Annotated in this window: 20 protein-coding genes; 10 read left to right on the top strand and 10 right to left on the bottom strand. The window is 42.7% G+C overall.

Annotation, left to right across the window (positions count from 1 at the left end; translation table 11 throughout):
- Window positions 1-3 precede the first annotated feature (3 nt).
- The gene (locus BLQ60_RS14200) at window positions 4-1,176 is read right to left on the bottom strand and encodes an AAA family ATPase (protein WP_280137879.1); all 1,173 of its coding nucleotides are present in this window, start codon (window positions 1,174-1,176) and stop codon (window positions 4-6) included.
- A 218-nt stretch (window positions 1,177-1,394) separates the two neighbouring features.
- Here BLQ60_RS14200 and BLQ60_RS10085 point away from each other — a divergent pair, with 218 nt between their 5' ends.
- Both BLQ60_RS10085 and BLQ60_RS10080 read left to right on the top strand, forming a co-directional pair.
- Complete coding sequence (locus BLQ60_RS10085) at window positions 1,395-2,342, top strand: pirin family protein (RefSeq protein ID WP_092619782.1); 948 nt, start codon at window positions 1,395-1,397, stop codon at window positions 2,340-2,342.
- A gap of 87 nt (window positions 2,343-2,429) precedes the next feature.
- Window positions 2,430-2,831: an OsmC family protein gene (locus BLQ60_RS10080; RefSeq protein ID WP_092619779.1), complete on the top strand. Its 402-nt coding sequence runs from the start codon at window positions 2,430-2,432 to the stop codon at window positions 2,829-2,831.
- 291 nt (window positions 2,832-3,122) lie between these two features.
- On the opposite strand, the gene ybaK is transcribed toward BLQ60_RS10080, so the two are convergent.
- A complete protein-coding gene (ybaK, locus tag BLQ60_RS10075; RefSeq protein WP_092619776.1) occupies window positions 3,123-3,596 on the bottom strand; it encodes a Cys-tRNA(Pro) deacylase in 474 nt (157 codons plus the stop codon).
- Window positions 3,597-3,682: 86 nt separating this feature from the next.
- Window positions 3,683-4,315: a bifunctional nicotinamidase/pyrazinamidase gene (gene pncA / locus BLQ60_RS10070; protein WP_092619774.1), complete on the bottom strand. Its 633-nt coding sequence runs from the start codon at window positions 4,313-4,315 to the stop codon at window positions 3,683-3,685.
- A gap of 473 nt (window positions 4,316-4,788) precedes the next feature.
- Here pncA and BLQ60_RS10065 point away from each other — a divergent pair, with 473 nt between their 5' ends.
- The 4 genes from BLQ60_RS10065 to BLQ60_RS14155 all read left to right on the top strand — a co-directional run bounded on the left by BLQ60_RS10065 (window position 4,789) and on the right by BLQ60_RS14155 (window position 7,766).
- Window positions 4,789-5,736 (top strand): AraC family transcriptional regulator, encoded by a 948-nt coding sequence (locus BLQ60_RS10065; RefSeq protein WP_092619771.1) that lies wholly within the window; start codon window positions 4,789-4,791, stop codon window positions 5,734-5,736.
- 147 nt (window positions 5,737-5,883) lie between these two features.
- A complete protein-coding gene (locus BLQ60_RS10060; protein WP_092619768.1) occupies window positions 5,884-6,855 on the top strand; it encodes a quinone oxidoreductase family protein in 972 nt (323 codons plus the stop codon).
- 23 nt (window positions 6,856-6,878) lie between these two features.
- On the top strand, window positions 6,879-7,304 hold the full coding sequence (locus tag BLQ60_RS14160; protein WP_244516022.1) for an arginase family protein: 426 nt from the start codon (window positions 6,879-6,881) through the stop codon (window positions 7,302-7,304).
- 24 nt (window positions 7,305-7,328) lie between these two features.
- On the top strand, window positions 7,329-7,766 hold the full coding sequence (locus tag BLQ60_RS14155; RefSeq protein WP_244516021.1) for an arginase family protein: 438 nt from the start codon (window positions 7,329-7,331) through the stop codon (window positions 7,764-7,766).
- Between the two features lie 214 nt (window positions 7,767-7,980).
- Here BLQ60_RS14155 and ssb read toward each other — a convergent pair whose 3' ends face one another.
- Together ssb and BLQ60_RS10045 are read right to left on the bottom strand one after the other, a co-directional pair.
- Window positions 7,981-8,535: a single-stranded DNA-binding protein gene (gene ssb, locus BLQ60_RS10050; RefSeq protein ID WP_092619765.1), complete on the bottom strand. Its 555-nt coding sequence runs from the start codon at window positions 8,533-8,535 to the stop codon at window positions 7,981-7,983.
- Window positions 8,536-8,587: 52 nt separating this feature from the next.
- Window positions 8,588-9,949, bottom strand: coding sequence for an MFS transporter (locus BLQ60_RS10045; protein ID WP_092620018.1), 1,362 nt, complete (start codon window positions 9,947-9,949; stop codon window positions 8,588-8,590).
- Between the two features lie 507 nt (window positions 9,950-10,456).
- Here BLQ60_RS10045 and BLQ60_RS10040 point away from each other — a divergent pair.
- On the top strand, window positions 10,457-10,831 hold the full coding sequence (locus BLQ60_RS10040) for a hypothetical protein (protein ID WP_092620015.1): 375 nt from the start codon (window positions 10,457-10,459) through the stop codon (window positions 10,829-10,831).
- 107 nt (window positions 10,832-10,938) lie between these two features.
- On the opposite strand, the gene BLQ60_RS10035 is transcribed toward BLQ60_RS10040, so the two are convergent.
- Window positions 10,939-11,844: a mechanosensitive ion channel family protein gene (locus BLQ60_RS10035; protein ID WP_092619762.1), complete on the bottom strand. Its 906-nt coding sequence runs from the start codon at window positions 11,842-11,844 to the stop codon at window positions 10,939-10,941.
- 294 nt (window positions 11,845-12,138) lie between these two features.
- On the opposite strand from BLQ60_RS10035, the gene uvrA reads away from it, so the two are divergent.
- The 3 genes from uvrA to BLQ60_RS10020 all read left to right on the top strand — a co-directional run bounded on the left by uvrA (window position 12,139) and on the right by BLQ60_RS10020 (window position 15,914).
- Window positions 12,139-14,970: an excinuclease ABC subunit UvrA gene (gene uvrA, locus BLQ60_RS10030; protein ID WP_092619759.1), complete on the top strand. Its 2,832-nt coding sequence runs from the start codon at window positions 12,139-12,141 to the stop codon at window positions 14,968-14,970.
- Between the two features lie 119 nt (window positions 14,971-15,089).
- Window positions 15,090-15,617 carry a M23 family metallopeptidase gene (locus tag BLQ60_RS10025; RefSeq protein ID WP_092619756.1) on the top strand — a complete coding sequence of 176 codons (528 nt, stop codon included), beginning with the start codon at window positions 15,090-15,092 and terminating at the stop codon, window positions 15,615-15,617.
- 39 nt (window positions 15,618-15,656) lie between these two features.
- Window positions 15,657-15,914, top strand: coding sequence for a hypothetical protein (locus tag BLQ60_RS10020; protein ID WP_092619753.1), 258 nt, complete (start codon window positions 15,657-15,659; stop codon window positions 15,912-15,914).
- Window positions 15,915-15,940: 26 nt separating this feature from the next.
- Here the strand turns inward: BLQ60_RS10020 and BLQ60_RS10015 are convergent, their stop codons facing one another.
- The 4 genes from BLQ60_RS10015 to BLQ60_RS14285 all read right to left on the bottom strand — a co-directional run bounded on the left by BLQ60_RS10015 (window position 15,941) and on the right by BLQ60_RS14285 (window position 18,657).
- The gene (locus BLQ60_RS10015; RefSeq protein ID WP_092619750.1) at window positions 15,941-16,576 is read right to left on the bottom strand and encodes a hypothetical protein; all 636 of its coding nucleotides are present in this window, start codon (window positions 16,574-16,576) and stop codon (window positions 15,941-15,943) included.
- Window positions 16,566-17,360: a DUF6502 family protein gene (locus tag BLQ60_RS10010; protein ID WP_244516020.1), complete on the bottom strand. Its 795-nt coding sequence runs from the start codon at window positions 17,358-17,360 to the stop codon at window positions 16,566-16,568. The genes BLQ60_RS10015 and BLQ60_RS10010 overlap by 11 nt, the downstream gene beginning before the upstream one ends.
- Before the next feature lie 77 nt (window positions 17,361-17,437).
- Entirely contained in the window at window positions 17,438-17,965 is a 528-nt protein-coding gene (locus tag BLQ60_RS14290; RefSeq protein WP_378235174.1) for a cupin-like domain-containing protein, read from the bottom strand.
- Window positions 17,965-18,657, bottom strand: a complete 693-nt coding sequence (locus BLQ60_RS14285; RefSeq protein ID WP_378235175.1) for a cupin-like domain-containing protein — start codon at window positions 18,655-18,657, stop codon at window positions 17,965-17,967. Before BLQ60_RS14285 ends, BLQ60_RS14290 begins: the two co-directional genes overlap by 1 nt.
- Between the last annotated feature and the right edge of the window lie 73 nt (window positions 18,658-18,730).

Here is an 18,730-nt window from a genome sequence, read left to right as displayed (position 1 = left end):
TAGTTATAATTTCCTTAATAGATTTTTTTGTTGGTCTAAAGTAGATTGTAGATCTATTTTTAGTTGTAAAAGCTCAGCATGATATTGTGTGTAATATTGATCGATATCAATATTGATTTTAAAGTTTTCTCCATCAATTAAGCTTGTTAAGTGTTCAATACTTTTCGTAATACGATTTTGAAGATTTTGAGTTTCTTTATCGAAATGGTTTCTTAATTCTATTTGTCGATTTTCAGTAATTTCATTAGTACAGAATGCACAAGACCTTCGATCTTTATGCAATTGATGACCTGTTTGTACCCATGAATTCAAAATACTATTATTGACTAATTCCTCAATTTTTTGAGAGCCACCAACAGTGGTTTTCAAAATTTCATTTGTTAATTCTATGAGTTGTGAAAAATCTAGTGTGTATGTTGATAGTTCTGGAGGGTCGGGTAATTCATTTTGGTTTATTAAAGCTTTTTGTACGTTTATTTGAGCCTCAGTCAAAATTTGAAAGCTAGAATTTTGAACTTCAATGATCTCATTTTTTAGTTTCGTTACATTGTAATTAATATCACCAAATAAGGAATGCTGATTCTTAATTGAATCTGAATTACGTGTTGCTCTATCAGTGAGTAATTTTTCTAAATCACGATATTTATTGCTATGATTTTCTTTAGCATTTCTGACATTTACTTCTTTATTCTGAATATTGAGAAAGACACCGGATTTAGTATTCTCTTCATTTGAGCCTAACTCATTTTCTAATTCTTGTATACGGTCTAAAATCTGTTGATTGTTACCGCCTAAGGTTACTGAGAAAGCCTCAATGTTTGCATTTTCATCGTGAATAAACTTGAGGTTTTCTTTGACAAAATCTGAATTATATACGTGAATTGGGTGGGTAAATGCCGATAGATTATTCTGAGAAATGATAGAACTATCTGAAAGCTCAATTCTAAAATTAGGATTTTCGTATTTGATTGAAAGTGTTTTAGTTTCTAACGCTCGGATAATTTTAGAAAGGCTAGTTTTCCCAGAGTAGTTTCGACCATAAAAAATATTGATATCTTTGAAATCATAAATTTCATCTTCTCCTTTATTATTTTTATAGGTCAAATTTGCATTCCAATCGAAATTCTTGAAAACAGCAAAATTTTGAATTTTAGCGATTTGAGATATTTTTGTCATGAAAGTTTTAATTTCCGATTATTGTAAAAATAAATAATACTAATAAATAAATTGTGATGACATACAGTTTGTCAGAAATGATGTAAAACTTTATGTAAATGGAAGCAAAGTAAACACAGCGTTGCAAAATCGAACTGTGAACTATCGCACAAATTCGATATTCTATAAAAAAGCCAGTTGAAAACCAGCAATACATAAGCTAGAAATAAGGAAATAACATGACCAATACCACGACAGATAGCGTGTCGCAATCTTCAGATTGTCCATTAGCCAAACCAAATAGCATCAAAGAAGTCCATCTACGTTCTGCCATCGTCGGGACAAGTACCACGATCAAACGTGCATTGCCGAGCAAAGACAAACGTATGATTGGCGCATGGTGTTTCCTTGACCATGCAGGACCTGTGCAGTTCGCACCGAATGATGGCATGGATGTCGGACCGCATCCGCATATTGGATTGCAGACCTTTACATGGATGATCGAAGGCACAGTGATGCACCATGACAGCGTGGGCAGTGAGCAATTGATCCGTCCAAAGCAAGTCAATCTGATGACCGCAGGACATGGTATTTCCCACACCGAAGTCACACCATCGACGGAAACAGGCTTACATGCGGCACAGCTTTGGATTGCATTGCCTGAGGCACATCGCCATATGGCGCCGAAGTTTGAACATTATCCTGAGCTTCCAACCATTGAACAAGATGGCGCAATATTTTCAGTATTGGTCGGTGATTTTCTTGGCACGACGTCGCCATTGCAAGTCTATAGCAAGATGCTGGGTGTAGATGTCGAAGCGGTGGATGATGTCGAGGTGATTTTAGATTTAAATCCTGAGTTTGAATATGGGCTGTTGGCGATGGAAGCGGACGCGGAAATCAACGGTCATGCGCTGACACAGGACAATATGGTGGTGCTCGAAGTCGGCAATGAAAAAATGCACCTCAAAATGAAAAAAGATGCACGAGTGCTATTGATTGGTGGTGAGCCGTTTGAAAGTGAAATTCTGCTGTGGTGGAACTTTGTAGCACGCACCACGGAAGAAATGAAAGAAGCACGTCAGCAGTGGATTGATCATGATGCACGTTTTGGAGAAATTCCATCGTATCAGGGCAAACGTCTGATTGCACCTGAGATTCCAGATCAGATGCGGGCTTCAAAATAAACCTGCGTGAGCTAAAACTGTAAAATGCAAAACGCAAAATACAAAACCTAGAATACAAAACCTAGAATACAAAACGAGGAAGACAACATGGCGAGCATCGCAAATACAAAAATCTCTAGTCTAGACGCACCGTGGGCAGGTGAACTGACCAGTGGGAAACATCACTATATTACCGATAAGCCTGAGAGTTTTGGCGGTGGTGATACAGGTCCTGCACCGTATGACTATCTGCTTGCGGGATTGGCGGCGTGCACGATGATCACACTGCGCATGTATGCCAAACATAAAGAAATAGATTATGGGCATTTTTCCATTGATCTACACTTCAATATGAATAAGGAAAGTGAAGAATGGATTACTCGGGAGCTGACTTTTGACAAGGATTTTGATGAGGCAACCAAAACTAAAATTCTTGATATTTGTCAAAAGACACCTGTGACCAAAACCTTGCTACGTGGCACACGGATTGATACGTCGATTAAGTCATAAAGCTGTTTAGGTGGCTGAAAGAAAACATTTTTAAGCAAGGTCTTGCAGTTTATACGCTTATGTCGGGATTAACCTTCGGTTCGACCTACTTTCCTTTCGGGGAAAGTAGGCAAAGCCATTTGTCAGTCGCAAACTCGGTCATACACTAAAATTTATCCAATACCTTGAAAAACGTCATCTTGCTAAAGTTGTTCTGCCCTCGAACAATGCGACTGACGCTCCCATGAATCAGATAATTTTTACTCATCTTATGCCGAACTAAGATTAATTAATGTAGTCGGGGAGTTGAAGTCATCCGACTAAATCCCGAATCTCGGCAAAGTCAGCGCTCAATACTTTGCTGAGATCATTCGGTGCAAGTGAAATATCTAAACCACGCTTGCCACCACTGACATACATTTTCTCAAAGTGGTGTGCAGAATCATCAATCACGGTTTTTAGGCGTTTTTTCTGACCAAGCGGACTAATCCCACCGACTAGATAACCTGTTAGGCGTTCGGCATCTTTGATTTCTGCCATTGCCAGTTTTTTACAACCCAAAGCGCTTGCCGCTTTTTTGAGATTGAGTTGATAGGCGACTGGAAGCACGGCGACATAATGATTTTTACCGTCTGTGACCAATAAAGTCTTAAAGGTTTCCTCGAGCGTCAGTCCGAGTTTTTCTACTGCTTCCAATCCAAAATTATGATTATTCGGATCATGCTCGTATTCATGCTTGCGATAAGCAATTTTTTGTTGATCGAGAAGTTTGCAGGCAGGTGTCATGTTGAATCAATATGTACAAAATGTTTAGGCAAGTTTAAACCCATTAAACTCAGGATGAAAGCTGATCAGTAGCGATTATTTTGCAATTACTCAGTAAGAATGTCTTGGGACGAGATGCGCTGTACACCCGCATCGTTCATGGCTTGCCAAGCGTTATCGAGTGAGCCATTCAGATCAATGGCACGGCAGGCATCTTCAATCACATAACTGGCAAAGCCAAGTTTTGCTGCATCCATCGCCGTCCATGCCACACAAAAATCTGTCGCCAAACCCACCACATAGACCGTATCAATGCCACGAGATTGTAGGTAGCCTGCGAGTCCAGTCGAAGTTTGTTGATCTGCTTCCAAGAAAGCCGAATAGCTATCGATATGTTGATGGTAGCCTTTGCGGATAATCAGTTGTGCGCTTGGAATGTCCAAGTCGGGATGTAGCTCGGCATCCTGCGAGCCTTGCACACAATGCGTCGGCCATAGCACTTGTGTGCCATAATCCAGTTCGATGGTGTCAAAAGGCTGTTTACCCACGTGATTTTCTGCAAAAGAAATATGATCGGCAGGGTGCCAGTCTTGGGTCAACACAATATTTTGAAAATGTTTCGCCAATTGATTGATGATCGGTACGACTTCATCGCCATTCGGCACAGCAAGATTGCCATTCGGACAAAAGCCATTTTGCACATCGACGACGATCAAAGCAATATTTTTTACGGGTTTCATTTGCAAAATCCAAAAATGGAAAAGTATATTTTGAAATTATCCTAACACAGAATTTTGGCATTAAGTTTTGCTATTGAGCTTGCATAGCATCCTTGTATCGAATCTCAATATAGAAGCTGAGACGACGATGCTTAAAGTAAAAAAAGTCCTTTGGATAATCTTGTGGGAATAACGAAATAAGAATGATTGTCTTTATATTTAAGAATATCTACAAAATATAAAATAAAATGAAAAATAATTAAATTAATGCTTGCTTTTTATACCGAAGATGTCTAATATACGCCCAACTCATTCGGTGTCTGCAATCTCTCTCCTCAATTGTTTGATTATTTATTTCATTCAATTGTTTTTAAAAGATTTCACAGTTGTGATTTTATAGCTTATCCCCCTCGGATAAGCTTTTTTTTGCCTAAAACATTGCTGTCTATTACACTGCAATTAATGCTTAAGCATTGGCTCGCAGGACTCAAAAAATGGGTAGAAGCTACTCCACTCAAGATATCAGAGCACAAGATATTACGGCACAAGATCGTTTCGATTATTGGAAGGACGTTGTCGAAAGTACCTATGCGTCATCGTCGACAAATAAGCAATTAAATGAGGGGGAGTTTGCGGGGGAATTATCCGTTAAAAGTCTCGGTTCGAGCGCACTGATTACTCGCATTCAGTCCACCCCGATCGAATATCAAGAAACCATTTTAGGTCAGCGCACCGAGGATTATTTTATTTGTTTGTCCTTATGTCCACGTGCATTACTTTCACAGAATGGGCTTTCGTCTGTCCAATTGGAAAAAGATATTGTCGTGTATGATAATAATTTGCCCTTTTGTTATGCCTTTCCTGAAGGTGATAATCAAATTGTCATTTCAGTTCCGCATGCTGTACTGAGCCAACATTTCCCAGAAGTTCAGTCCTATTTAAATCAAACACTGCATCGTAAGACGCCACTAAGTACGCTACTGGTGACCATGATTCAAAGCACATGGGAAACAGAAGAATTGGAAGATGTGTTTGGCGATCGAGTGCTGATTACGCTATTGCATTTGCTCAGAACTGCTTTTGAGGCAAACGAACCTTCATCCATCCAAGCAGTGCAACAATATAAATTTGATAAATTGGCACTTGCTAAGGAATTTATTCTAGCCAACTTGGTGGATTCAGAACTTAATGTCGAAAAAATATCTCAACAATTACACATATCAGCACGTACCTTGAGCCGTTTATTTGCTCGTGAGAACACCACAGTGATGCGATGGCTTTGGCAGCAAAGATTAAATGCCTGTCATCGGGCGTTACTCATGAAGACCAATTTGCCAATAAGTAAAATTGCCTATGATTATGGATTTTCCAATCTTTCACATTTCAATAAATTATTCAAAGAAGAATACGGCATCACCCCATCAGACTTACGCCAACAATAATTCAGTTTAAATCCATTTTGTCTTTCTCAGCGAAATGGTTGGCGGTTAGAGCATAACACTACTGCCTTAAATGACCGCATCATTACACCATACTTAGTAAGCAAAGATCTCGATCATCCTTTTTAGATCTTTAACAGTGGAGTAAAAATGAAAGCATTAGTCGTTCATCAATTTGGCGATACGCCGAATATGCAGATAGAAACACGACATATTCCTGAAATAAAGCCTGGATATTCCTTAGTGAAAATGCATGCTGCAACCGTCAATCCATTGTCTCATCTGATCCGTTCAGGCGTTATTCCGCAGGCACAGCCACCGCTCGTGCTCAGCAATGATGGCTCTGGTATTGTGGAAAAGAGTCAACGCTTCGCAGAAGGAACTCGTGTAGCAATTTATGGTGGTGGTCAGCTTGGTATTACGGAAGATGGTCTTCAACAGCAATGGGTCTTGGTCGAAGACAAACGACTCATTGAGTTACCTACTGATTTTGATCTAGATGAGGGCGCTGCCTTGCCAATCAATTATGTTACTGCATATCAGGCATTAACTCGCATAGGTCAAGTCAAAGTGGGTCAGAAGGTATTGATTTCAGGTGCTTCTGGCTCGGTCGGACATGCTTTGATTCAAACTGCAATTGCTCTCGGTGCGATCCCAATAGCGATCGTATCAACGCCTGAAAAAGTTGATCGGGCTCAGCGCTCAGGGGCACAGATCGTGATAGACCTATCGACACAAGATTTACTCCAAACCGTACTCGATGTGACGCAAGGTCAGGGTGCTGATCTTGCTTTTGATCCTGTTGGTGGTGCATTGCTTGGACAGCTACTCAAAGCGCTTCGCCCAAGAGGAGCTTTAGTCAGTATAGGTTTCCTTGGTGGTATAACAGGAAGTTTTGACCTTCCAGATTTAGTGATTCACGAAAAACAAGTATTGGGTTATGACGCTTGGATGGAAACAGACGCTGATGTAGAACATGCATTTACCGCACTGACTCAATTCATCGCTGAAGGTCACTTGAAACCATCAATTGACAGTTGTTTTCCCCTTGAGCAATACGATGCTGCTTATAAGCGTCTGGCTTCTCGTGAAGCAACAGGCACCATTCTGTTACATCTTTAATGAATTCTTTGGAGAACTGAAAAATGAATAATACGCATGAAAAAACACTACGATTATTGTTTCCACAATGGCAGGGTGGCAATAACGCACCTTACTATTTTGGTGCTCAGCTGTTAGCTTGGCTTGCACCAGAACACAATGGCACGACAGCAGAAGTGCAAGTAGAGCAACCCACCAATGTGCCTTTAAAATTAGAAAATGGCATTATGGGGCGATCGGTATTATTGCAACAAGCACAGCGAGCGCAGGCACTCATTGACGCACATCAACCCGATAAAATCATCGTTTTGGGTGGTGATTGTTTAGTTGATTTAACGCCATTTGCTTATCTCAATGAAAAATATCAAGATGACTTGGCTGTACTGTGGGTTGACGCACACCCTGACGTGATGACGCCAAACGAGTTTCAACACGCCCATGCCATGGTACTTGGTAATTTACTTGGGTAAGGTGATGCGGATTTTACCCGTTTTGTGAAACATCCTTTACAGCCGAGTCACGTGATGTATGCGGGTGTACATGATTTATTAACCTTTGAAAGTGAATTTGTGGAAAAGTTTGGTATTCAAAATGCCACAGCAGAACAGCTTGAGCATTCCAGTGATCCGATTTTAAATTGGTTCAAATCAACAGGGGCTAAACATTTAGCCATTCATCTGGATTTGGATGTGCTTGATGCGACTCAATTCCGTTCCTTATTATTCGCTGAGCCCAATGTTCCTAAAAATAAATATGACGGCGTTGCTCAAGGCAAAATGAGTATCGAGTTAGTGATTAAAGTTTTAAATGATATCGCTCAAATTGCCGATGTGGTCGGTATAGGAATCGCAGAGCACTTGCCATGGGATGCGCTGGCGCTAAAGGATATGCTGACAAAATTGCCGTTAATAGGTGGGCAAGCCAAAAAATGAATCTTCCCACGTAATGTCTTTGTTCAAACTTGATCGAACAGTATGCTGACCAGAGGGATGGCACGGATCGTACACTAGATTCTCATTTTTCAGGGAGTAAAAAGGCTTCTCTTATTTGCTCAATAAGAGAAGCCTAATTTTATGCTTAACTATTTGAGTTTAAATAAAATTCAATCAAACTCAAATAACTTAACAAATAATTTAAAGACATGATTTAGAACGGCAAATCATCATCAGGATCATTACCACCTTGTTGTGGTTGCGCTTTCGGGGCTTGATTGCCAGCGTATCCACCAGCCGCAGGTGCTGCATAGTTTGGATTGTTGTAGCCACCTTGATTGTTGCCTGAGTTATTGCCCTGATTAAAACGTGGTGCATCAAAGCCACCATTGTTCTGAGCATAGTTTTGATTGTTATAACCGCCATCTTGCTGTGGACGTGAGTCGAGCATCTGCATCTGATCGCCACGAATTTCGGTGGTATAACGCTCTTGACCATTTTGATCCGTCCATTGACGGGTACGCAATGAGCCTTCGATATAGACTTTTGAACCTTTTTTCAAATATTGTTGAGCGATTTCGCCGAGTTTATTGTTTAATGTAATACGATGCCATTCGGTATTTTCCTTGCGTTCACCTGTATTTTTATCCGTCCACGACTCACTGGTGGCAATGGAAAAATTACAAATTGATCCGCCATTTGGAAAGGTTTTTGACTCAGGGTCACGTCCTAAGGTACCGACTAAAATGACCTTATTCACTCCGCGCATGCGCTATTCCTCTTATCGATGTCTATTTTTGAATACTTTAATCGAGATTGCCTTAGATCGCTAGCTCTTGATTGAGCAAGCGCGACAATTCTTGTCTCTCTGTATCTGTAATTTGTTGTTTATCCACTTTGATGTAGGCGACCTGTTTTTCAGGCATGACTACGACCTCTTCAATACCATGAACAGCCAGTAAAAGGGAAGTCCAATCATCCATTTTTTCTGTATCAGGCAATGTCACCACGATTGAAGATAGATAACGTGGCTGATTGAGCTGAAAAGTGACCAAAAGCCAAATGATCGCAATACCTGCCAAGATCGCCCAGCCCAGCCCAATCTGGTGCATACTCAGTAAAATACCGCCCAATGCCCCACCGAAAAATGCCCCGAGAAACTGAAAACTGGAGTTCACACCCATTGCAGTCGATTTGGATTGGATCGGTGCAGACTTGGATAACCAAGATGGTAATAAGGCTTCCATGACATTAAAGGCAATAAAAAATAAGGCTAAGCCACAGAGCAGACCATATTTATTGTCATAGCCAAGTGCCATGACGATTAAACCCAAGACGATAGCCACCACAGCAGTGATAAAAATACCACGCATCTGACGGTATTTTTCCGCCAAGATAATACTTGGAAAAGCAAAAAATAAGCTGATCAATAAGAGTGGCAAATACACCCAACCATGATGCGCAAGTGGTATCCCTGCATATTCAATCAACTGAGATGGAATAAACACAAACATCGCTGTGAGCAATAAATGCAACATAAAAATCGACACGTGCAAACGGTTTAAGTCTGCCATGCCAAGCACTTGTTTGAGTTGAGTGAGATAACCTTGAGGTGCGACTCGATAATGTCGAGTGACTTTCGGTACAAGCAGTAACATCAGCATTGCCGATGTACCCATAATCGTAGTGACCCAAAACAGCCCTGAAATCCCCACTTGTTCGGTCAGCCACGGACCAAGGCTAAACGCAATCATGAACGATACGCCGATGCTCATGCCCATAAATGCCATCGCTTTGGAACGTTGTTCTTCTCGGGTGACATCGGAAAGCAGTGCCATCACCACCGCAGAGACTGCACCCGCACCTGCAATCGCTCGACCAATGATCACGCCATAGATCGAATCAGATAAGGCGGCAATCGCACCACCAATGGCAAATAAGGCAAGTCCCAGAACAATCAGCGGCTTTCGGCTAAAACGGTCAGCCAATAAGCTAAATGGAATCTGTAAAAAGGCTTGGCTCAGTCCATAAATCCCGACTGCTAAACCAATCAGTGCAGGTGTTGCACCATGATATTGCTGACCTGCAACCGAAAACACAGGAATAATCATAAATAAACCCAACATTCGCAGTGCAAAAATGCTACTGAGTGCAAAGGTTGAGCGGGTTTCCAATGAGTTCATATCAGGCGGTCGTGCAGGTGTTGAAAAAACGCAGTAATTATAAAGCAAAACCCAGCCTGTCCAAAGCAACCGTTCGGACAAATCAGGATATGAAATCGACATCTTGCACAAAACGCTTACTTTTTATATTTGCACACAGCCGTTTAGGATGATCTTGATTGAAAATGGTCAGCAGATGTAAGCGTTGATAGCTTTGTCATGTATTTGAAAAAAATTCCATATATGGTAATCCGAAATTTTAAGCATACTAGATATAGTAGCTTTGTTGAAAATGATCATTCGGTTTAGTGCAATATGCGCTTGCAAAATGGAGTAAATTTTTGCATCATTAATACAAACGATAATCATTATTGATTGTGTCTATTGATATGATTCGCCCCGTGATCTGATGAAATGCTATTTTTCATCGAAGTGATGGATTGTGAATCGATTGGCAGACTGCATGATGACTTGCGATTTAGGTTGAAACAAGGCTTTTAGGAAACAAGGCATTTAGAGAGGCATATGATGCAACAGGATACGTTAGGCACCGAGGCGATTCGTGCGTTTTTTACATTGCAATGTTGTTGGTTGAATAATGAGGAAATTTATCTCGATCAGGGGTGCTTGCATTGTGGTTCGGCGGCGAGTTATTTGATTTATTACAGCAATCGCCATATCCAAGACCTGATGCTTCAGTTTATTGGCAAATATAATTGTCATCATAGCGATCGAAATGATTTGATGGATTTAGCGCATTTTGCCAGCGACTATGAGCAGTTTTTAGAGCAGCTCGAAATGGAAGTCAATCATTATGCACGGCTACATCATAATGTCGTGTCTACACTGCCATTTGAACAGGTTGAGTCGATTTTTGAGCGTCCTTATGCGCTCGCTTGCTAATCTATCTTTGTCGCAATACGCCAATCACAATCTCTTGATTTGACACGGTTTTTTGGTGGCTGTGATTGGACATAGCGACGCATGATTTGGCATAACAGGCGATACTATCATTGATCCGCATCAATATCTTTTTCTTTAGATTCAATGCCTTGCTTAAATTGCACCGCCGTACTGGTCGGATCCCAAACCAGCTGACGCATTGGAAACGGAATGCTGATGCCTGCTTTAAATAAAGCGGGTTTGACCAAGGTCAGCACTTCGTCACTCAGCTCAACTTCTTCTTTACGATTCGGTGGGCTAATCCAAAAACGAATGTCTAAGTTGACACTGGAGTCGCCCATTTCTTTGACCAAAACTTTCGGCTCGGGAATATCCAGTACGCCTTCGATATGTTGCAACTGTTCCAGAATCACCTTTTTCGCCAGTGGAATATCATCATCATAGCCGATGCCCACCCCAACGCTGATGCGACGATGGCGATAATAGGTATTGACCACGATGCGGTTGGTATACAGCTCACTGTTGGGAATCACCACCAAGCGGTTGTCATAGGTGCGGATGGTGGTGGCTCGGATTTCAATATCTTCAACCGTACCTTCATGACTTTGGGAAATAATTTGATCGCCGATATGAAAAGGACGTGTGATTAAAATCAGTAAACCCGCCAACAGATTCTGGAAAATATCTTTAAAGGCAAAACCAATCGCTACACCGCCAATACCGAGCGCCCCAAACAGCGAGCCTGCATTGAGTGATGGGAAAATAATGGTGATGGCGATCAATGCGCCAATCACGATCACCGTCCAACGTGCGATACGCCCAAGCACAATGCCCACTTCGCGCGCTTGTCTGGATTTGACTGCCAGTTGAATCACCAACTTTTTTACCCCACTGGCAACAAACCAAAAAATCAGCAACACCACCAATGCCACCAAGATATTTGGCAGGATTTTTAAGAAATCATTCATCATGCTGGTGATTTTGGTCATGGTGACAGAGAGGTCTGGTAACATCGGGGGCTCCTTTATATTTGTTTTGCGCTTTATGTCTGAAGCGCTACGGCTCGGGACATTGGGAAGTGAGCATACGTTGCAAATCAACTTGCTTTTCAAATTAACATAATTTTCACCTGTGCGTCATTTCACCTTCTATAGCAAAATCGTAAAGTGCTAGACGAGTCATGCTAAGGTGATATTCGCCTGATCGAGAACGGTGAAATCAAGCAAATTGCGCTAGAAATTCTTGAACATTGCAGAATCATCTCCATATACAATACTGTTTTTCGCCAATAACAACAGGACAGCAGAATGAGTCAAAGTCATATTCGCATTCGTGGTGCACGTACCCACAACTTGAAAAATGTGTCTTTGGACATTCCACGTGACAAATTTGTGGTGATTACTGGGCTCTCAGGTTCAGGTAAATCATCCTTGGCATTTGACACCTTATATGCCGAAGGTCAGCGTCGCTATGTCGAATCGCTATCCGCTTATGCACGTCAGTTTTTATCACAGATGGAAAAGCCCGAAGTCGATGCCATCGAGGGTTTAAGTCCTGCGATTGCGATTGAGCAAAAATCGACCAGCCATAATCCACGTTCGACGGTCGGTACGATCACGGAAATTTACGATTATCTGCGTTTGCTCTATGCTCGTGTCGGTACGCCATATTGTCCTGAACATGACCTACCGATGGTGGCGCAGACAGTTTCGGAAATGGTCGATGAAATCCGTGCGCTTCCTGAAGATACGGCGATCATGCTCCTTGCGCCAGTGGTGCGTGAGCGCAAAGGCGAATACAGCACTTTATTTGAAAAGCTCCAAGGACAAGGCTTTGTCCGTGCTCGGGTTGACGGTGAAATCATTGATATTGATACGCCACCCGAACTCGATAAAAAGAAAAAGCACACCATTGAAGTGGTGGTCGATCGCTTTAAAGTCCGTGATGATTTGGGCAATCGTATCGCAGAATCCATTGAAACTGCACTACGTCTTGGTGGCGATCTAGTTACTTTGTCATGGATGAAAGGCGAACATCCTGACCGTATTTTCTCGGCGAAACATAGCTGTCCGCAATGTGATCGTGCGGTGGCTGAGCTTGAGCCACGACTATTCTCATTTAACAATCCCTTTGGCGCATGTCCTGTCTGTGATGGCTTGGGGACACGTAGCCATTTTAGCCCTGACAAAATTATTCCAAATGCAGAGCTTAGCCTCAGCCAAGGTGCAATACGTGGTTGGGATCGTCAGCGTCCGTATTATTTCACCATCGTGCAAAAAGTCGCTGAGCATTTCCAAATCCCAATGGATCAGCCGTGGCAAGACTTGGATAAAGTACAACAAAAAGTCATTCTGCAAGGCTCAGGCAAAGAAAAAGTCGATCTGTCCTATGTCGATGAGCGCGGTCGTAAGCACAATCGGGTGTCGCCATTTGAAGGCGTGTTGCCTTACATGGAGCGTCGCTACCGTGAAACCGAAAGCAACTACGTGCGTGAGGATTTGGCGCAATATTTATCGAATGCGGCGTGTAGTAACTGTGAAGGTTCACGACTGAATGAAATCTCACGCCATGTGCGAGTACTCGACAAAACCATTGCCAATATCACGCAAATGTCGATCGGCGAAGCGGAAAATTATTATCAAGGCATTGAGCTAGAAGGTGCAAAAGGTGAAATCGCCGATAAGATTTTTAAAGAAATTCGAGAGCGTTTACAGTTCTTGGTGAGTGTGGGTTTGAATTATTTGAGTCTTGCTCGTTCCGCAGAAACTCTATCAGGCGGTGAAGCACAGCGTATTCGTTTGGCGTCGCAGATTGGTGCAGGCTTGATGGGCGTGATGTACGTGCTCGATGAGCCATCGATTGGACTGCATCAACGGGATAATGATCGCTTGCTACAGACTTTGATTCGCTTGCGTGATTTGGGCAATACGGTATTGGTCGTTGAACATGATGAAGATGCGATACGAGCAGCGGATCACATCATTGATATTGGACCGGGTGCGGGTGTGCATGGCGGTGAGATCATTGCCGAAGGCACAGCGCAAGATTTGGCTGATCATAAAGACTCGCTGACAGGACAATATCTTTCAGGCAAATTGCAAATCGCTGTACCGAAAGAACGTAAAACCTCGCCACGTCCTGATGAAACCATTCGCCTTACAGGTGCGAGCGGACATAACCTGAAAAATGTCAGCTTAACCTTGCCGACTGGGGTGATGACCTGTGTTACAGGTGTGTCAGGTTCAGGCAAATCGACTTTAATTAACCGCACTTTATTGCCACTGGCTTTGACACAACTTAACGGCGCAACCACACTCACAGCAGAAAAGTTTGAATCGATTGATGGTTTGCAGTTCTTAGATAAAGTGGTCGATATTGACCAAAGCCCGATTGGTCGTACACCTCGTTCGAATCCTGCAACCTATACAGGATTATTTACGCCGATCCGTGAGCTGTTTGCGCAAACCCCCGAAGCACGTGCGCGTGGCTATGCCGCAGGGCGATTCTCCTTTAATGTCAAAGGCGGTCGTTGTGAAGCCTGCGAGGGTGACGGCATGATCAAAGTGGCGATGCACTTCTTGCCTGATATGTATGTGCCGTGCGATGCCTGTCATGGCAAACGCTATAACCGTGAAACTTTAGAAGTGCATTACAAAGGTAAAAATATTTCTGAAGTGTTATCAATGACCGTGGAAGATGCTGCGCAATTCTTCGATGCGATTCCGACCATTCACCGTCGTTTAGACACCTTGAATGATGTGGGCTTGGGTTATATCCGACTTGGACAAGCAGCGACCACGTTATCAGGTGGTGAAGCTCAACGTGTAAAATTAGCAAGAGAGCTTGCCAAGCGTGATACAGGCAAGACTTTGTATGTGTTGGATGAGCCAACCACAGGCTTGCATTTCCATGATATTGCCAAGTTGCTGGATATTTTGCATACGCTTCGTGAAAAAGGGAATACCATTGTGGTGATTGAGCATAATCTCGATGTGGTGAAAACAGCCGATTGGATTATTGATCTTGGGCCAGAAGGTGGCTCGGGTGGCGGTGAAATTATCGCTGAAGGCACACCAGAGCAAATCGCAAAAGTGAAAAAGTCGCATACAGGGCATTTCTTAAAGCCATTATTGAAGTAAAGCAAGTGAACAAATACGGGGGATAGAGAGGTTGCTATCTCAAGGATTCAGTCGGGAGGAAAAGAGTGTCTAAAATCATATTGCAACCCGACTTTGGGTGGAGCAAAGTGAAACGTACCATGAAGCCTGCATTCACATGCTGTATCACAGCATTACTGGTCGTTGGTTGTGCATCCAAGCCAGTCAAGCGCACGCCACTTGATCCCAATCAAGTCGAAAAATTACAACATCAACATTTGGCAAATCGACTTCCTGTGCCCGTTGCGGGGGTGTCTCGGCAAATGTTAAAAGACACATGGGGCGCTTCTCGCAGTAGTGGTCGCACACATGAAGGCATTGATATTCTTGCTGAGCGTGGGACCAAAGTGTATAGCACGACCTCAGGTGTAATCGCGGATCTGCGGGACAATCGTCTGGGTGGCAAGGTGATTTGGGTGATGGGCCCTGCGGGATCATGGCATTATTATGCGCATCTCGATAAACATAAGCGTGGCTTGGATGTTGGTGATGCCATCAAAAAGGGCGATGTGATCGGCTATGTTGGCAATACGGGTAATGCACGGCATACTTCACCACATTTGCATTATGGGATTTATCTGGGTGGAAAAGGGCGTAATGCGGTGAATCCATACCCATATTTGCGTTAAACTATTGCAAATTTTTCAATCCGTTTAAAAATCCAAAGTATGAACACTGAACAGCTCGTTGAGCGACTGATTGCCTTTGCCGAAGCAGGCAATCAACAAAAAATCCAGCTTGAAAATGGCACCATCATCCAAGGCTGGGTGATGGAAATTACTGATGAAGCGCTACTGATCAGCTCGGGCTATTCGGATAAAGTTGGCAAAGACCAATGGATTAATCATCAAGACCTGCTCACGGCAAAATTATTTTATTGGGATAATCAGTGCGATGCATGGCAAGCATTCCACATCGCACAGTGAGCTCACTTTCTAGTTGAAGGGCTGAATTATTCAATCACACTAAACTGGATCGACAGAATATCACATGGTGAAAAAGTCCCATTTTGATTCGCATAGCTACTTTCTTCACCATAACGCCATTCGCCATCCATTGCTTGTTTTGAGAGATAGTGGTGGATGTAAAATTCTTTGCTTTCGTTCGGTGCATACGTTACACGATAGGTGCTTTCGCAATATTGCTCTGGGAAAAAACGTTCCTTTTGTAAGTGGTTATACATTGAGATCGGCACATAGCATGTTGGCTGCTCTTCGATCAGCTCTTGTCGTGTCAGGTTGGTCACGGTTAAGCGGACGACCATATTGCTCATGGTGTTATTAGATGAGCCATCAGTGAGCTTTTGCGTGGTTTCCACATCAATAGGTGTGCCTTGTGTCGGATCTATAAAAGTCAATTCACGTTGTATCCCTTGGCATTCGTCCCGCACGGGTGCCGACATCTTCAGATCAGGCTGTACCGAAAAATCCTCCCCATCCGTAGCACCATTGCCATTACCAGGTTGTGTGTTGTTCGGGTCGCCTGTCCCGCTAATGGTGGCACCCCCAGCCGACCAATTTTCACCGCATGCGATACAGCACAGACTCAGCATAGCGATGCAGAATAAAGTATAAATTTTACTCATCATATTGATAGGCTCCGAAGGCGAATTTTTTTGTGGCATCTGCTTTGTCGTTATCAATTTCACAGCGCTCAATCGCCATTTTTAAAATATGTATGGATAATTTTTCCCACAGTTCTAGGCTGGCTTTTTGGAGAATTTCCACTGATTCCGTGGTGAGTCCATCTGCACGAACCGCTTGCTCTAAAAAAGGGGTTTGATCACTACCATATATATTATGAAGCCCTGCCGCAAGATGCATTTTAACATTTTGGCTTAAGATCGAACGGGCTTCTTGGGCTGCACCATCAGGAATAAAGTGGCGCTGTTGCAAGATCACCTGCCCATCTTCTTCACGGACAATATCCAATCGAATCAACTCATTACACACCGAACGTGGATGACGCTCTGATGAAATACGTTTCACCAAATCTTCAAAATTCAAACCGTCTTGACTGCTAAACGGCATGCTTGGCGCTAAACCTTCCGCTAACCATAAACCAATGACCCGAGAAGGCACATTAATCGGTTCTGAGATTTTGGCTTGAGTGAGTTGCTGTCCATTTTCCTGCGCCAGCTTGAACGCAGAAACATCCTTGCGATGTAATCCCGCCAATAAGCTGATCGAAGAAATGGTGGCTTTTTGTCCGATGCGTTGTAATTCTTGTTCGGCTTGTTGATAAAATATCGGCTTCAATGCGGCGCTAAACTCCGTATAGCCAATGCCAGAACGTACCAACCACTGTGTTAAATGTTCCATGACCATTAACACGTGTTGCAGTTCGAGACTGCTCGGAGAATCACTAGGCATTGACAAGGCATTTTATCCTTATAAATAGTTAACCTAATATTGTTACACCATCTCAGTAAATACACAATTTGCAAAGGTCACTGCTCTTTAGGAAAATTGAGATAAAATTGATTCGGTGCATTAAAATGTGTAAATGAAACACTGATCGACACATCCAAACTCTCTACCGCATGCCACCAGCCAATCGGAATAAATAATGCCTCACCAGGTTCGAGAATGCATTCAATCGGGGTGAGTTTTTTGGCAAGTGGGTATTGCTCCACATCGATCTGATTGGGATCTTTTAACTGGCTAAATACCCAGAGATCATTATAAATATGTGGGGTTTGTAGCGCAGGAATCAACGTGACTTTCTTGCGTCCATAAATCTGTACCAACATATTATTGGTCAGGTCATGATGGATCGGGGTGAAGGTGCCTTTGGGACCAAACCAGAGAAAGCACAGCTGATCTTGCAGGGAAAGGTCACAATAACCATGTCCAAAATCAGCAATGTCTTGATAAAGCACTTTGGTAATATTTTGATTTTGTGAGGCATTATTCGCCGTCATATAAAAATCATTCGAACAATCGGTGTGCTTGATCTTCTCCACAAAATCTTTCATCAAAATCTTTCATCAAAATCTTTCATCAAAATCTTTTGCTTGAGCTTTGGCGAATTGACTTCAAAGTTTTGATCTTGCTGACGATCCATCTGCACTTCGATCTGCTCATGTCCAACACGATCGGCAAAATAATCAGGGTGCCATTTCTGCAAAGCATTCCAGTGGCGAATGCCATTTTTCAGGATCACAGGACGATGTTGACTATAAAACTGTCTGAGAAATTCTTGATAAGGCGGTGTATCAATACGAGGCACAGTCTGATAGCCATCACCAAGCTGAGCCAATTGATCCAAACACGCCATCAGCCAATTTCGTTTATTCAGTTGATGCTGGGTTTTTTGCAAATACTGATAACTCACACTGCTCAGGGTGACTTCAATAAACTGTCGCACCGCCACAGAAGAGACACCCATTTTTACACAAGATGTGATGATCTGATCGTGATGATCACCGCCTAATAAACATTGCAGAATATGCTCTTGCACAGCGCTAGAGAGCGCTTGAACAGCCGTTGGCATCGCTGTCGCCATCGACGTATCTTGCCTGCGAAAGCCATTTTTTTCTAATACTACCGCCAACTCGTTGGGGTCACAGCCACGTTCGATATTGTCTTGCAACCAGCTTTGCCAAGGCGCTGGGAGTTGTTGAAACCATTGCTCAGCGTATTGTTGCGTCTCTTGCTCCATGCGCATCGTTTATTCTCCCTGATTGATAAGTAAGCCTTTACACATCGATTATAATTGATTTACTATAAATATGCGAATT

The sequence above is a fragment of the Acinetobacter marinus genome (assembly GCF_900096915.1).
GTDB lineage: Bacteria > Pseudomonadota > Gammaproteobacteria > Pseudomonadales > Moraxellaceae > Acinetobacter > Acinetobacter marinus.
This window is presented reverse-complemented; position numbering and strand designations above follow the sequence as displayed.